At 62.3% G+C, this 15793-nt stretch carries 14 protein-coding genes; 3 read left to right on the plus strand and 11 right to left on the minus strand.

Going from position 1 to position 15793, the window contains the following annotated elements:
- Positions 1–123: 123 nt before the first annotated feature.
- Positions 124–630 carry a GNAT family N-acetyltransferase gene (locus DQ397_RS12560; RefSeq protein ID WP_043210539.1) on the plus strand — a complete coding sequence of 169 codons (507 nt, stop codon included), beginning with the start codon at positions 124–126 and terminating at the stop codon, positions 628–630.
- Here DQ397_RS12560 and DQ397_RS12565 read toward each other — a convergent pair.
- Genes DQ397_RS12565 through DQ397_RS12575 form a run of 3 tightly spaced genes read right to left on the minus strand, consistent with a single transcriptional unit; the run spans position 616 to position 3255 of the window.
- Complete coding sequence (locus DQ397_RS12565; RefSeq protein ID WP_043210540.1) at positions 616–2178, minus strand: sensor domain-containing diguanylate cyclase; 1563 nt, start codon at positions 2176–2178, stop codon at positions 616–618. The two genes, DQ397_RS12560 and DQ397_RS12565, sit on opposite strands and share 15 nt — an antisense overlap.
- A 43-nt stretch (positions 2179–2221) precedes the next feature.
- A complete protein-coding gene (xth, locus tag DQ397_RS12570) occupies positions 2222–3016 on the minus strand; it encodes an exodeoxyribonuclease III (RefSeq protein WP_043210542.1) in 795 nt (264 codons plus the stop codon).
- Positions 3013–3255: a hypothetical protein gene (locus tag DQ397_RS12575; protein ID WP_043210544.1), complete on the minus strand. Its 243-nt coding sequence runs from the start codon at positions 3253–3255 to the stop codon at positions 3013–3015. Before DQ397_RS12575 ends, xth begins: the two co-directional genes overlap by 4 nt.
- 167 nt (positions 3256–3422) lie before the next feature.
- Between DQ397_RS12575 and DQ397_RS12580 the strand changes: the two genes are divergently transcribed.
- A complete protein-coding gene (locus DQ397_RS12580) occupies positions 3423–3923 on the plus strand; it encodes a DUF4142 domain-containing protein (protein ID WP_043210547.1) in 501 nt (166 codons plus the stop codon).
- 24 nt (positions 3924–3947) lie between these two features.
- On the plus strand, positions 3948–4199 hold the full coding sequence (locus DQ397_RS12585; RefSeq protein WP_043210548.1) for a hypothetical protein: 252 nt from the start codon (positions 3948–3950) through the stop codon (positions 4197–4199).
- A gap of 32 nt (positions 4200–4231) precedes the next feature.
- Here DQ397_RS12585 and DQ397_RS24520 read toward each other — a convergent pair whose 3' ends face one another.
- The 8 genes from DQ397_RS24520 to DQ397_RS12620 form a co-directional block, all read right to left on the minus strand.
- Positions 4232–4399, minus strand: coding sequence for a DUF6021 family protein (locus DQ397_RS24520; protein WP_167358058.1), 168 nt, complete (start codon positions 4397–4399; stop codon positions 4232–4234).
- Between the two features lie 85 nt (positions 4400–4484).
- Entirely contained in the window at positions 4485–5441 is a 957-nt protein-coding gene (locus DQ397_RS12590; RefSeq protein ID WP_043210551.1) for a DNA-binding protein, read from the minus strand.
- Between the two features lie 147 nt (positions 5442–5588).
- On the minus strand, positions 5589–7508 hold the full coding sequence (locus tag DQ397_RS12595) for a diguanylate cyclase domain-containing protein (protein WP_052352450.1): 1920 nt from the start codon (positions 7506–7508) through the stop codon (positions 5589–5591).
- Positions 7509–7529: 21 nt separating this feature from the next.
- On the minus strand, positions 7530–10070 hold the full coding sequence (locus DQ397_RS12600) for a fused MFS/spermidine synthase (RefSeq protein WP_043210554.1): 2541 nt from the start codon (positions 10068–10070) through the stop codon (positions 7530–7532).
- Positions 10071–10166: 96 nt separating this feature from the next.
- Positions 10167–11744: an arylsulfatase gene (locus DQ397_RS12605; protein WP_043210556.1), complete on the minus strand. Its 1578-nt coding sequence runs from the start codon at positions 11742–11744 to the stop codon at positions 10167–10169.
- 111 nt (positions 11745–11855) lie between these two features.
- Entirely contained in the window at positions 11856–12866 is a 1011-nt protein-coding gene (locus DQ397_RS12610; RefSeq protein WP_148921557.1) for an HAD family phosphatase, read from the minus strand.
- A 35-nt stretch (positions 12867–12901) separates the two neighbouring features.
- A complete protein-coding gene (locus tag DQ397_RS12615) occupies positions 12902–14209 on the minus strand; it encodes a BatD family protein (protein ID WP_043210558.1) in 1308 nt (435 codons plus the stop codon).
- Positions 14206–15792: a VWA domain-containing protein gene (locus DQ397_RS12620; RefSeq protein ID WP_043210560.1), complete on the minus strand. Its 1587-nt coding sequence runs from the start codon at positions 15790–15792 to the stop codon at positions 14206–14208. The genes DQ397_RS12615 and DQ397_RS12620 overlap by 4 nt, the downstream gene beginning before the upstream one ends.
- Between the last annotated feature and the right edge of the window lies 1 nt (position 15793).

The raw sequence follows: 15793 nt of genomic DNA on the forward strand, positions 1-15793 counted from the left end.
CGAGATGAGCAACGAGGTGGGCAAGGTTACCATTGCCGGCCCTCCCTTCGGAGGTTTTTCCATGAAGCTTGTGTCGGCCTGACAGACACTTTCAGCCGACTCTTTTTCGCCAAGGACAGCCCCATGCGTATCCGTCTCACACACTGCCACGACCTCGCCCAGCTCGCAGCGGTCGAACGCTCCGCTGCTCAAGCCTTCAAGCGCTTGCCTGAACTGGCCTGGCTGGCACAAGCCGATGTGCTGGAAGACGCCACGCATCAGTGCTGCATCGCGCAGCAGGCCAGTTGGGTCGCGGTGGACGAGCAAGATGTGCCGATCGGGTTCATCTGTGCGCAAACCACCGCCAGCGAGTTGCACATTCTGGAGCTCTCGGTACAAGAGCACGCCCAAGGCAAAGGGCTGGGCCGCCGCTTGTTGCAGACGGCTGTCGAGGCTGCTCGCAGCCGTGGATTGCAAGGTGTCACGCTGACTACCTTCACTGATGTACCGTGGAATGCGCCGTTCTACGCCCGCCAGGGGTTCACCATCCTGGAGCCTGCGCAGTTGGATGAACGCTTGCGGGGCATATTGCGCAGTGAACAGGCCTATGGCCTGTCCGGGCGTTGCGCCATGCGGTTAGCAATTGGCTAGCGCACTGCTCGCCAGGCTGTAGCGGTCACGCCCTTGGCGCTTGGCCTCATACAGGGCGGCGTCGGCGGCGGCTGTCAGGCTCTCTGGTGTGATCGCCTCCGCCCCCGGAGAGCCCACTGCGATTCCGGCGCTGGCCGATACCTGCCCCAAGGGGCTGCCAGCATGCTCGATCACCTGCCGACGCAGCAGCATGAGTATCTCCTGCACGATCGCCACCGCACCTTGGGCGTCGGTGTTGGGCAGCAACAGCGTGAACTCTTCGCCGCCGTAGCGCACCGCCAGGTCGCCAGGGCGCTTCAATGCGTGGCCCAGCAACTCGCCAACGCGCCGCAGGCATTGGTCACCCGCCAGATGGCCGTAGCGGTCGTTATAGGCCTTGAAGTAGTCCAGGTCGATCATCACCAGGGCCAAGGGATAGGCCTGACGCCGGGCTCGACGGATCTCCGCCTCGAACACCCCATCCAACCGACGGCGGTTGCCAAGGCCGGTCAGGCTATCGGTCAGGGCCAAGGATTTGAGCGTCTGATGCGCCTGGTGCAGTGCGCGCTCGATGGCAATGCGCTCGCGCAGCTGGCGCAGCACCACCCAGCCGAAGGCCGCGAGTCCCGACAGCAACAGCAATAACACCGCGGCCGACTTGAGCATGTCGTGGCGCCAAGGCGCGATGATCGACTCACGCGACAGTCCAGCCTCGACCACCAATGGATAATTGGCCAACGCCCGGTAGGCATACAGACGCGGCGTGCCGTCGACCACCGCGACGGCTTCCACCACACCCTGGTCGGCGTAAGGCAGGTGGTTGCGAAAGATCTCGCTGTCGGCCAGGCTGCGCCCCACCACCTGCTCCACGAAGGGCCGGCGCACGAGAATGGTGCCATCGCGCATGGCCAGCACGAGCGCACCGCGTTCGTCTATCTTGAAGTCGCCGTAATAGCGCACGAACCAATCCACCTTGATCGAACCCAGCAGCACGCCGGCGAAGCTGCCGTCGGGGTTGTTCAGCCGCCGTGAGATCGGAATGATCAGATCACCTGTGGAACGACTGCGCACCACCGAGCCAACGCGCACGCCTCGGTCGGCGTGGGTGCGGTGATAGATGAAGTAATCGCGGTCAGCATTGTTGGCCCGCGGGGCGATGGTCAGTTGATCGGTGACGATCCAGCGCCCATCGGCGCCGTAGACGAACAACCCATGCAATTGCGGCATGATCGCTTTTTGTTGCCTGAGCAGCGCATGCAGCCGAGGCCGGTCCAGGTGGTCGAAGCCATCACCCTCGATGCGCTCGGCCAGTGCGGCCGTAATCGCATCGACTTGGCGAATGGCATCTTCGGCATGCTGGGCTGTCGCCCGGGCCAGGTTGGTTACCGCATCTTCGGCGTTGAGGAAGGCATGCCGATAGTCGCGCCAGATCCGCCAGCCTTCGATCAGCACGAAGGCCAGCATCACGACCGCCATGAAGCTCAGTACCAGGCGGAACAAGGCAACGGCGCGGCCCTCGCCAGTCACGGCGAACGGTCCCTCCTCGTCCTGCCTCCTGCTTGCTGCCATTACAGTCCCTTGTGTCCAGCACCCTACCGCCCTTGACTATAGATCAGTGACGCGGGGGTGCGGACAGCTCGATCCAGGCCGGCGCATGGTCGCTGGCCTTCGGTTCGTTGCGCACCCAGGCGTGAACACCGGCGGCCAGGAGCCGCGCAGAAAGCGCTGGGCTGAGCAACAGGTGATCGATGCGCAGGCCCGCATTGCGGGGCCAGTGATTACGAAAGTAATCCCAGAACGTGAAAACCTGCGCATCAGGATGCAACTGGCGGATCGCATCGCTCCAGCCTTGTTCGAGCAGGCGTTGGTAGCACGCCCGGGATTCAGGCTGGAGCAACGCGTCCTTGAGCCAGGAGCGGGTGTTGTAGATGTCCTGGTCGGTGGGCACCACATTGAAGTCCCCCGCCAATACTGTCGGGTGGCCGCTGTCGAGCAGCGTTCTGGCGTGGCCGATCAGGCACTCGAACCAGCGCAGTTTGTAGTCGAACTTGGGGCCCGGCTGAGGGTTGCCATTGGGCAGATAAAGGCAGGCGATCAGGACGCCATGCACTGCGGCTTCCAGGTAACGGCTCTGGCTGTCGTCGTCCATGCCTGGCAGACCTCGGCGCACTTCGAGCGGTTCGCTGCCTCGGGCCAGGATGGCCACGCCGTTCCACGACGCTTGCCCGTGGTACAGGCAGCCATAGCCCGCCGCCTCCAGCGCCTCGCGCGGAAAGTCCTTGTCTGCAGCCTTGAGTTCCTGAAGGCAGGCCACATCCGGCTGCTCGCGCTCGAGCCAGGCCAGCAAGCCTGGCAGGCGGCTGCGGATACCATTGATATTGAACGTGGCAATTTTCAATGTCTTCATGCGTCAGGGTCGTCCACATGGGCCTGCACGGCTTCCTCGAGGGCGCGCACATGGGCCTGGTCGGCCAGGGCTTTGAGCGCCAGCCAGTCGTCCCAGTCGATCGCGCCGTCGTCACGCAGCGCCTCGGCGGTACGCACCAGCTCATGATGGTAGGCGTCTGGCGATTCGCGCCGATAGCTCGCGTCATCGTACTGGGCGTACCAGGCCTCAAGCTCCGGAATGCTACGTTCGATGCTCATGGACCGCTCCTCGATGCAACCTTTGAATCTCTGAGCCTCGTCTTGCCCCAATGTTCAAACCAATGACCGTTGGTGCCGCCACGGCACAGAAAAATCAAACCTTTGCCCATAGGCTGCGCTCAACCATAAGCGACACTGAGGTCGCGCCAATGGATAAGGAGTGACACATGAGCAATCTGTTCCTCAAGCGCGTCGGGTTGACCGTCGCACTCGGCATGGCGTCGATGCACGTGCTGGCCGCCAGCTCCAATGACTTTGTCGACGATGCGACCGAAGCCGGCATCGCCGAAGTCGTGGCCGGCAACCTGGCCCAAGAAAAAAGCAAAAGCCCTGAAATCAAGGCCTTCGCCCAGCAGATGGTTACCGACCACACTAAAGCCAACCAGAAGCTCGGCGACATCGCCCGCTCCCTGGACCTGAGCACACCGGATGAAGCCGCGCTGACCGACAAGGTCAAGAAAGTGATCCTGGAATGGCGCGACGAATCCTTCGACAAGTCCTACATCAACAACCAGGTCGACGCCCACGAGAAAGCCGTGAAGCTGTTCAAGGAAGAAGCCAGCACCTCCGACAAGGCCGAGCTCAAGGCTTTTGCCAGCGAAACCCTGCCTAAGCTCGAGCATCACCTGGAACAGGCCAAGCAACTCCAGGCCAAATACGGCAAATGACCTGCAACGAACGTGAGGCGCATCATGAGTAACGATGCATTGCGATCAGAAATCCTCACCCGCCTGCTCCATGCCCACCCGCAAGGGCTGGGCAAGGAGCTGCTGGATAACTATCGCGGCGAAAAGGCCGTGGCGGGGATGCTCAAGACCCTGCAGGAACAGGGCCTCATCCAGGACGGCAGTGTCGATGTGGACGCTGAGCACCAATTGAACGTCGTCTACCCGATCAAGCTATCGTCCGCGGGGGTCGAGGAAGCCAAGAAAGTAGACCAGTAATGAGCTAGGGGCCGCCTTGCGGCCCTTTGCGCTCACGCTTTCTTTTCGTCATCCCGGGGCGGCTTGGCCGGCCCTTGCGGGTCTACTTGTGGATCTTCGAGATCAGGTGAGTCCGGGTCGAAGCCCAGATCGTTCTTGTGGGTGGCGTTTTCGGAGGAATGCGGCCCCTGGTCGGGCTTGCGGGAATCAGACGGGTTCATGGCGAGTCTCCAGGCGAGTGTCTAGGGAAGAACCCGCCCTGGCGGATAAGTTTGATTCGTCTGCCGGTTCCCATGCCCAGCGGCATCACTGCTTGGCTTCCCTCTGCGCCAGCCGGGCCTCGCAGGCCGATAGTGCCTCGGTCCGCGCATCAAGCATGCCCTGCAGACGCTCGAGTTGGCGTGCCTGTTCGCCGCACAGCTCGCGCTTTTGCTCCAGTTGCACTGTCTGGCTCTGCAACTGACGGCGTATCTCGTCGCTTGCGCCTTGGGCCTGGGCTAGGATCGAGCGCAGCCCTTGCACTTGGGCATCGCGCTGCTCCAATTGCGCCTCCAGCGCCGTGCGCTGCTCCACAGTCTGACGATGCTCTGCGATCAACCGCTCGTTGTCCCGGTGAAGATGTGTGGCCTCTTCCTGGCGTACCTGCAAGTCCTGCTGCAGTTGATGCAGCTCCCTCTGCAATTGCTGTACCTGCGCCTCATGGCGGCGCTGATCCTGTTCGCGCTGTTCGCGGGCGTGGCGGTGCTTCTCTTCCAGTGAACGCACCTGCTCGTGCTTGTCGGCCAGGCGCACCTGCACCTCTTCCAGTGCCTGGTTAAGGCTGGCGCTGCGCAATTGTTCCGCTTGCAAGGTGCTTTGGGTCGTCAGCAGTTTTTCGGATTCGGCCTGCAGCGCACTCGCTTGAATCTGCAACTGTTGCTGCGCTGCCGCCAGTGCCTGCTGCGCCATCTGTACTTGGTCTTGCAGCTGCTCGCGCTGCGCCTCGAAAGCCGCTTCAGCCTCGCGCAGACGTGCCTGGGCCTCGTCGTTGAGCTGCTCGGCCAATTGCTCGACCAGGCCGCTCAGTTGGGCGCTCAGGCTCGCAGTGTCCAACGGGGCTGGAGGCTGCCCGTCCAACTCTTTGAGATACCGGTGGATCGTGGTCTTGGAACCGGTGTTGCCGAGCTCGATACGTACTGCGTCGATACTCGGGTGCTCTCCCCTGGCCAGTAGTGCCTGTCGCGCCTGCTGCACTGACGCCTTGTTGATGCCGACCCGGGCCATGTCCACTCCTAAAATCGTACCGTGGTACATACCACGTATTACGTAGGAATTCTGCCCTTATCCACAGCGACAATCAACCTGCCAGCTTGATCTCACAGCGCATCAGACATGGCGCGGTCAGTATCTGGAATGAGTCAGAGGACCTTTTCAGCGCGAACGCCCCTGTTGTTCAGGCTCGATAACGTTCGCCAAAGGCTGCGACTGGAACAAGCACACCTGATTACGCTGGCGCTTGGCCTCGTACATGGCCTGGTCGGCGGCCTTGACCAGTGAATCCAGATCCCGCGCATGCTTCGGATAGAGCGCGATGCCAATGCTGGGGGTGACGAAATCGATCACCTGCTCATCGAGCTGTACGGGCTCGCCCAGCACCTGCAGCAACCGCTGCGCCAGGCGCGCCGCATCCTGCTCGCCGGTGCCCGGCAGGATCAGCGTGAACTCATCCCCGCCCAGTCGATAGGCGCGGTCCGGTTTGCGCACCGCATCACGCAAGCGGTTGGCCGTGTGCACCAACAAATCATCACCGGCGTCATGGCCAAAGGTGTCGTTGACCTGCTTGAAGCGGTCCAGGTCGATGAACAACAACGCTAGCGGCCCTTTGCTATCGGCCAGGCTACGTTTGAGGTGTTCGTAGAACGCCTTGCGGTTGCCAAGTCCCGTCAAGGCATCCAAATAGGCCATGTCGTACAACTGGTTCTGATATTCGACGTGGTCGCTGACGTCATGCAGGATGCCGCGATAGCCCTGCAGCTGTGCCTGGGAGTCCAGGATGACCGACAGGTGCGTTTCGTAGTGGCCAACACTGCCATCGGCGCGGTACATGCGGCCCGCGAATGCCGGTACCTCGCCCTGCCCGTGCGTCTCGAACAGCGTGTGCAGTTGGCCCTCGTCGCACTCCTCAAGCCATTCACTGGCATTGCGCCCGGTGATGTCCTGTGATGACAGCCCCAGCAGCCGGCAGAATGCGGGGTTCGCCGATTGCAGCCGTCCTTGGGTATCGAGCTCGAAGTAGCCTTCCTGCATGGCTCGTAGAATGGCGCGGTCGCGGGCCTCGCTTTGTTCGAGGCGATCGAGCATGCGATTGGCCTCCTGCGCGAGCGACCCCAGCTCATCCTGGCCGCGATCACTCAAGCGTTGGCCGGCCGTGTCCGGGCCGATGCCTAAGAACTGTTGATGCATGCGCGACACCCTGCGCAACACGAACCGCTCCAGCCCAAGGTAGATCAGCAACCAAGCCAGTACAGCCAGCAGGGCTGACACGCTGAGGAACAGATGGATCTGCGCTTTGCCCTCCACGTAGAGGGACCGATCGCGCGTCAGCTCCAGTGCAGGCCTGCGTTTGTCGGTGGCATTGTTGAACAGCAGGAAGATCCGCTGACGGGTGTCATCGAGCACCTGACGCGCACTGATGGCGATCTGTTGCTCACCCTCGACGGGTTCGGAGGGCAACAGATGCAGCACGCCTTGGAGTTGACGTTGCAAATCGGCGATGCGGGTGCCGTTGAGAAGGTGCCCGGCATACAAGACCCCAGCGCTTGTCGATCCTGCTGGATCGACCGGTACCCCGACCAGAATCATCGGCACCCCCTGCACGGCCAGCAACTGCCCAGGCCCGGACAGCACCTCACCGCCTTGCGCCAGACGCTCGACCCTATGCAGCACATCAGCGCGCAACGTCTGTTGGCTCGGGTGCAAACCGGTATCGAGGTAGACCAATGAGCTCATGTCTACCGGTAACCACTGCGCGGCGCTGACGTGGCCTTGCGCGTCAAGGCGCACGAGAAAATCGACATTCATCCGGCCCAGAGTCACCTCCGGCACCGGCAGGATTGCGCCAGTCGCCGCCTCTGGCGCCAAGGTCTGCACAAAACTCTGCAGACGGTCATGGTCACGCTCGAACTGGTTGTTGAGCAATGCACGCATCTGCGCGGCTTCGGCAATCAATCGTTGCTCATCCTCCAGATCCAACCGGCTCAACAGCAGGCCATGGGCCAAGACGTAGATCAGCGCCAGCGCCACCACCAGAGGCGGCGCCAGCAGCCAAAGCAATCGCTTGCGTAGGGTCATCTAAACCTCCTGTCCATGGGGTCAACGCGGATTTCCGATAAACCAACGGTAGTAAGGGTTATCCCCGTCCTCGCGGACGACCGCACGTACCTCCCTGGCCCAGCCCTGACGGTCACCCCGGTAGGCCATGAGGCTCACATCATAGAAACGCCTCAGACGCTTCCACTGGTCATTGACGTCCGCCTGCAGCGAAGGCGGTGCATTGAGTAAAGGGGGATCTCGCCGCAAGGCCAGCAACGCAGGCAGTACCCGAGTGATTTCCTTGGCTCGTACCCAGGCGGCGTACTCGATGCGCGGTTGGTCATCGGTCACGGGGCGTGCACCGCCGGCATAGGTTTCCAGGCCCTCGCGATCGGTGATCCAAGTCGCAAGCAGGGCTGCCGCTGAGTCGATCCCGACTTCGCCCAGGGCGTCTGCCACTTGCGGCTGGGCAAAACGCGCCTGGATGCGCGACGCATCAAGTTGCAGCGGCTGCAAGGAGCCGATGAGCAGCATCTCGTGGAACTCGGTGGTCCACAGCGATGCATAGGGGAAGGTATCGATGAAGCTGCGCACCAGCGAGCGGCTGTCGTCGTCGTTCTGGGTCGGCAGTGGCAGCCACTGGGCAACGAGCCCGTTGTCGGCCAGTCGACTGGCGGCCAGGTCATAAAAGTCGCGTGAGTACAGGTTCACGACGCCTGCTGCTGACGGCGGTGGCGGCTCCAGCGTGATCATGTCGTAACGGTTGCTGTTACGCAGCAACTCGCGGCGGCCATCACGCAAGCGGATATCCAGGCGAGGGTCGTTGATGGCGTCGAAGGTCCCACGAAAATAGGGCGCAGCCTTCAGCACCTCGGGCAATAGTTCAGCCACTACGGGGTGTTGCAGATCCTGGTAGCGCAGCATCGCGCCTGCGGTGATGCCGGTACCAAAGCCGATGACCAAGGCCGAGCGTGGCTCGCCCCGGTGAATCAGCAGGGGCAGCAAGGCCTGCAGACGCATGTAGCGCAACGAAGGCATCGCATCCCCGGTGTTCGACACACCTTGGATGTACAGCCGGCTGAACTGCCGTTGGCCCGTGCCCTGGCGCACCACTGCCACGGTGCCACCGCGCCCTTCCTGATAGAACGCGAGCTGGCCGCTGCGGGTCGCCGGCATCAAGTTCGCCAAGTGCTGTGGGGGTGTAAATATTCCGCACGCCAGGGTCGCCAAGCCCATCAGGCTGACACTCACACGCATCCCGCGGCTCACCTGCACGCCCCGCCAGACGGCCAAGCCAGCCACCACCGCCGCGAGCAGTGCCAGCACCGCCAAGCTGCGTACCAGGCCCAGCACCGGCACCAGCACGAAACCGGTTAGCATCACGCCCAGAATGCCGCCGAGGGTGTTGAGGGCGACAACCACGCCGACATCGCGGCCGACATGGTCGCTGTCAACGGTCAATCGAACGACCAAGGGAAACGCGGCTCCCAACAAAGTCGTCGGCAACAGCACCACACTCACGCCGGCAACCGCAAAGCGTGCCGACATGCCCGCAAGTTCGTTGCCACCCATAACGCGTACCCACCGCTCGGCCAAGCTTTGCGCATCGACCAGCCACTGCCCGAGTCCAGCGACCTGAAGGATTGCCAACAACCCAGCGGTGGCGATCAGCAGGCCGAACATACCCCAAGGGTCACGGATCCGATCGGCCTGCCGGGCATATAACGCACTGCCGATCACCAAACCACACAGGTAAGTGGCCAGCACCACAGCGAACGCGAAGGCCCGCGTGCTCATGAACTGCACGATCGATTGGGTCCAGACCACCTCATAGCCGAGCGCTACGCCACCGGCGATACAGTAAAGAGCGATAGCCAAGCGGGCCGGACCGCTATGGGCTCGGCTGGCCATGGCTGTATGCGGCGCCGGTGCGATGCTCAAGCGTGCGACGCGCAGCGCCACGATGGCCGCCAGGACATTGAACAGTGCTGCGACACATGCACTGGCCAGCACGCCGAGACCCGGCAACAAGATGAACGCGGCTGCGAGGGTCCCTGCGATGGCTCCTGCGGTATTGGCGGCATAGAGTCCCCCGCCGGCACGCCCCGTCTGGTCCGAGTTTGGCGCCAGGGCCCTGACCAGCACCGGCAGTGTTCCGCCCATGAAAAAGGCAGGGAACCCCACCAGCGCAAAAGGCAGCATCCAAGCCAACGCCCCAACGCTCGCCTCCAACTGGGCAAACGCTCCGGCAGCTTTCCCCAAGCAAAGGGTCGCACCAAGGCCGAGCGCCGCGACCAGCAGTTCTAGTCCCGCATACAGCATCACTGGACGGGACAAGCGGTCAGCCCAGCGCCCGAAAGCCAGGCCGCCGAGCGCCAGGCCTGCAAAAAACGCACTGATGGCCGTGGTGACGGCATATACCTCCACCCCCACCACCAGGGACAATTGTTTGACCCAGAGCACTTGATACACCAGTGCCGCACCGCCGGACAGGAACATCAGCAAGGCCGGCAGCCAAAACTTCAGACGGGCCCGGGCGCGCACCTGCGCAGCAGCCGGGCGAGGTGTGTGCGAACGAGACGAACTGGCGGCTGAGGGCATTGGAAAGCCTTATTGTACGAAAGAGGCCTGCGTCGAAACTTCGCCGCAGGCCGAAAGACGGACGCAGGCGACGCCTGCATCCAGTTCCGTTGAGGCCTACTTGGCGCCCTTGCTCATCTTGGCCTCGATCTGCTTGTCCACATCGGCCCGGATCTGGTCGATGCTGAAGCTGGCCGGGCGTTGGCTAGGCGGGTAATCGACGAACGTCTGCAGGAAGGCTGCCGCTCGGCGGGTACCTTCAAAGATCAGGTAGTCGTTCTTCGCCACCCAGTCGTAGTACTGGTCAGATACCACGTCGGCCCGCTCATATGGGTCCATGCGCAGGTTGAACAGTTTCGGCACCCGCAGACAGGTGAAAGGCTCGCTCCAGACCTTGAAGCCACCGGGCGCGCGCTGCTCGCAGAACACCAGCTTCCAGTCGTTGTAACGCATGGCCACAAGGTCACCGTCATCGCTGAAGTAATAGAATTCCTCGCGGGCACTCTTGTCCTTCTTGCCCGTCAGGAAGTCCAGCTGGTTGTAGCCGTCCAGGTGCACCTTGAAGTTCTTGCCGCCCACATCAGCCCCTTTGAGCAGGCGCTCCTTGATGTCCGTGCTGCCTGCCGCTGCAAGCAAGGTGGGGAACCAGTCCAGCCCCGAGAACATCTGCGTGGTCACTTCACCTGCCTTGATCTTGCCCGGCCAGCGCACCATGGCCGGAACCCGGTAGGCGCCCTCCCAGTTGGAGTTCTTCTCGTTACGGAACGGCGTGGTGGCCGCATCCGGCCAAGACCACTGGTTTGGCCCGTTATCGGTGGTGTAGACGACAATCGTGTTGTCGGTCAGCTTGAGATCATCCAGCGCTTTGAGCAACTTGCCGACATCGCCGTCGTGCTCGAGCATGCCGTCGGCATACTCGTTGCCCACCATGCCGCTCTGCCCTTTCATTGCTTCGCGCACGTGGGTGAAAGCGTGCATGCGCGTGGTGTTCATCCAGACGAAGAAGGGTTTGTCAGCCTTGGCCTGTTTGTCGATAAAGTTGATTGCGGCCTGGGTAGTGTCGTCATCGATGGTTTCCATGCGCTTACTGTTCAGCGCACCGGTGTCTTCGATTTTGCCGTCGGCCGTGGAATGAATCACCCCGCGCGGAGAGGCAGCCTTGACGAAGGGGTCGTTTGGATCCTTCGGCCAGTAGGGGCGCTCGGGCTCCTCCTCGGCGTTGAGGTGATAGAGGTTGCCGAAGAACTCGTCAAAACCATGGTTGGTCGGCAGGTACTCATCGCGATCGCCCAGGTGGTTCTTGCCAAACTGGCCGGTCGCGTAGCCCAGGGCCTTGAGTGCCTGGGCGATGGTCACGTCGCGGTCCTGCAGGCCGACCTTGACGCCAGGCATGCCGACCTTGGAAAGGCCGGTACGCAAAGCCGACTGGCCCGTGATGAATGTCGACCGCCCCGCCGTGCAGCTGTTTTCGGCGTAATAGTCGGTGAACATCATTCCTTCCTTGGCGATGCGATCGATGTTGGGCGTCTGATAGCCGACCACACCATGCGCATACGCGCTGATGTTGGTTTGGCCGATGTCATCGCCAAATATCACCAGGATGTTCGGTTTGTCCGCTGCCGAGGCCATTGAGCATCCCACTATCGCGGTCGCCGCGAGGGCGAGACGCGATAACCACCGTCCTGAGTGTTTCATTGGTGCTTCTCCGTTCTGGTTGCTTGTCGTGTTCCACGACTACCTGAGCATCGAGACGCCGACGGCCTGACAGGTTTTCTCGTTGCACCGCTGTGGTTATGGGTATTGGCGTTATGGATGTGTTTCCTGATCGAAGGGGTAGATCCGATTCCATTCCTTGGCCATGTCCACGATTACCCACTCCTTGTGTCTTGCTTCATCGAGGGCCTTGTCCAGCCTCCCCACCCCGCTTTGCCGGTCGTATGCCCATTCCCGGCCCGCGTCGGTGTGGTGCACCAGGCCTGCCAGACGTCGGCCCGGTCCGGCCATGGTCCACTGCAGCATCTGCAGGTCTCCGTCGGAGTTGCCGAAAGCCAGGATCGGCCGGCGGCCGATATAGGCCTCGATACTCTCCGGCTTGCCTGGACCGTCGTCATTGTGGGTCAGCGGCGCAAGACGCTGGATGGTCAGTTCGCCGTCCAAGTCCTGGAAACGGCTGGCGAAGGTGGTGCCGATGACCTGCTCGGGCGGGATGCCGTAGACCTCTTCGGCGAAGGTACGCATGAACGCGACTTCGCCACCGGAAACGATGTAGGTCTTGAACCCATTGGCACGCAGGTAGGCGAGCAGTTCGAGCATGGGCTGGAAGACCATCTCGGTGTAGGGCCTGTGGGTACGAGGGTGAACATTGCTGGCGAGCCAGCGCTGGGCGTTCTGCCTGAAGGCTTCTGTGCTAATGCCGGTGTGGGTGGCGGTGACGATCTGCATCAGCCCTTTCATGCCACTGGCGGCCAAGGTCTTCTGGTCGTTTTCAAGCACCGCCTTGAACGGCTGCTGGCTTTTCCACTGCGGGTGGTGCGCAGCCAGGCGTCTGACTTCGGCCATGGCGAACAGCACCTGGAAATACATCGGTTGTTCGCTCCACAGCGTACCGTCATTGTCGAACACCGCGATGCGCTGGGCCGGGGCCACGTAGTCCTTGCTTCCCTCGGCACTGACTGCCTCGACAAAATCGATGATCGCCTCACGCGATGGCCCATCATTCCATGATGGCAAGGCCTCTGCCGCCCTCGCCAGCGCCGGCAGGAACAGCGCCAGGACCAACAACCAGTGAATCGAACGCGAGGTGGTCTTCAGATGCATACGCTTTCCTTGATGAATGCAGGGTCTGACACGTTTCAGGGATTCAGTGGTTTCAGCGCATGGCGATCAGGCGACGATCGCTGCGGCGGGTCCACTGCGCTGCGCAGCTCAGGCAACACCTGGGCAAGCTCGGCAGTGGCTTGTGGGTCAGCCGGACCGCTGCCATAGCGCGATCTAAAGAAAGCTAGCAAACATTCGGAAACAGCAAGGGGTAGCGGACGGGAAGCCGTTCTCATTTCACGACATCCCGTGACACGGCGGTACCAGACATACAATGCACTGAGCTGGGGTGGGTCCTGGGACAGCTGTCCAGCGACCTGGCGCCAGGCGTAGTCGGCCGAGGCCAGGCGAGCCTGCTCCCGCAGCTCGGACCACAGCCGCCAGCGGTTGCGCAGCGCCACTGCCCAGCGACGTCCGAAGCAGCCCACCCCTGCAAGCAGGACCAGTGCTGACAGCACCAGTAACCAGTGCCCTGCGACCCGTACCTGGGCTTTTTGCCCCAAGGCGCGCAGATCGTCGCTGATAGAAAAGGGTGCCTGGTAGGTAGCAGCGCCGGTCGCTTCGAGCTCTAGGGCAGGCACCGTGGCGGTCCGAGGTTGTGCCGTGGCAGCATCCCACCACTGCAGTTCGATGGCTGGCAACTGGTAGCGACCTGTCCGTGTCACCACATAGGTCACGGCATCCTCCCGCTGCCCGCCACTGACCCCACCTCGTCCATCGCTCAGCTCACTGACCAACGGCGTTTGAAGGTAACGCTTGAGCCCGTCGATCTGGGCAAATTCCGGAGGCGGGATCAACATCGCCTGGGCCGCCAGGGCCTGCACGTGCAGGCGCCGGGTGACGCTGTCCCCCACCCGCAGTGGTGTGTGTGAGCGTTCCAGGGTCTGGCTGAACTGGACGTGGCTTGCCACCAGTCGTTGCAGTTGGTCGCTGCCGGCAGGTTGGCTTGCGACGAAGTGCAGCGCCTGGCTGTGCACCGTGAGTGGCCCACTGCTTTGACCTGGCTGCACTTCGATCGCCAAGGGAGGAATGTCATACCCTCCCGCTTGCTCAGGGATGATCTGGTAGCTAAGGCGCAGCCCGAAGAATGCCTTGCCGTCGATCTGTTCATTCAAGTGCGTGGCTTCGCCACTGGGCCCGGAAACCACAGCGCCTTCCAACGACAGCTTCGGTAAACGAGGAGCCGCGTTGAACCAAGTATCGACCAGCAGATCGATCTGCAACACCACGGTACCGCCCACCAGTACCTTTTGCGCCGGCAGCAGTTGGCTGCGAACCTTGACTTGGGGTTCAGCGGCTTGGGCCAGCAGTGGAAACAGCATGACCAACAGCAGGTATTTCATGGGGTGGCCTCCCTGGCGGCATCCTGAAGAAGGAACTTGCGCTTGAGGAACTGGGCCGGCGAGGTATTGAGGTTGTCCAACCACACTTGATCGGAGCTGGCCTGCCCGGCGCTGCGCTGGATCGTCTTGCCTTTGCCTGAGGTGTTATCGAATTCGATCTTGTCAGCCTTCTCGTTGGGCGGTCCGGCCTGCTGTTGTTCGTCGCGGTCCTTCAGCAAGGCCTGCGCCAGGGCCAGGTTGGCGCTGGCCTCGGGAAAGGTCGCCTGCCGTTTCAGTGCCTGCTGGTAGGCGGCGATTGCCTGGTCGAACCGAGACAGACGCACATACGTATTGCCTTGGTAGAAGTACGCTGATGCGGTGTCCAAGCGGGCGAAATGTTCCAGTGCCACATCGAACTGCGCCGCGCGGTAGGCCGCCAGGCCTTTCCAATAAGGGTCGTTGAAATGGCGTGCGGCGTCTGGGTAGTGGCGATGTTCGAAGGCCCAGCGTCCCTGTTGGTCGGGAGTGAAGAACGCGTCGGCTAGGGGCCCGGCGTGGGCGGTTTGCCCAGTCGCCCCGACCAGCAGCGCCAACAACCATCCGCCTAGCCAGTGAACCCGCCAACCGCGGCGCACGGCCAGCAACGCCAATACCAATAGCGGCCAGCACAGCCAGTAGCCGGCGTCTTTCCAATGCGGCGGCTGCCCGGCCGCTTGTACGGACTGGAAATGCCGCTGGGCATGCAATTCGATCCAATCCAGATCTTCATCGCTCAAGGTCAGGCTGCCCAGCGGCGCATCAGCCGCCTTGGCCAGGCCTTCGAGGCCTACACGGTCGAACGGCGCGCGCTGAGTCTGGCCGTGCGCGTCGGTTTTGGGCCGGCCCTGGGCATCATGCACCACGACGCCGTCCTGACTGCCGACTGCCAGGACCAATACCTGCAAATCGCTGCCTTGCAAGTGTGTGCCAATGGCATCGAACTGAGTCGCATCGGCCCCGTCGGTCACCAACACCAGCGTGCCCGGTGCTTGTTCGGCGGCCAGCAAGCGCTTGGCCAGGACAATCACCCCCAAGGCATCCTTCCCCGGACGATCGATCAAGTCGCTCGACAACACTCGCAGAAAGCTGTCGAGCAACGCCACATCGTGGGTCGCCGGCAGTACCAGGTGGGCACTACCGGCGTAAGCGATCAACGCCACGCGACTGCCTGCGCGTCGCTGGATCAGATCGTGCAGGGTATGCCGCGCCGCGGCCAGACGCGAAGGCGGCACATCGTCCGCATCCATCGAAGGCGAAAGGTCCACGGCCAGGATGAGCGGCGCGCGGTTGTCCAGAAATGCCGGCGTATCCTGTTCCCACGTCGGCCCGGCGGCGGCCAGCGCACCGAGCACCAACATTGCACCGAGCACGTGTACCGGTCGTACTCGGCGACGGTCCTGCGGGGCAATCACCAGATGCTTGACCAGATGCGGCGCGATGATCCCATCAAGCTGGTGAATCAGGTCATGACGGCGCGCCCACAGAACCGGGAGCAGCACCCCAGGGATAATCATCAACAGCCACAGCGGACGCAGAAAGTGAAAAGCCGTCAGGTCGATGTTCATA

Source organism: Pseudomonas sp. CK-NBRI-02 (genome assembly GCF_008124495.1).
Taxonomy (GTDB): domain Bacteria; phylum Pseudomonadota; class Gammaproteobacteria; order Pseudomonadales; family Pseudomonadaceae; genus Aquipseudomonas; species Aquipseudomonas guariconensis.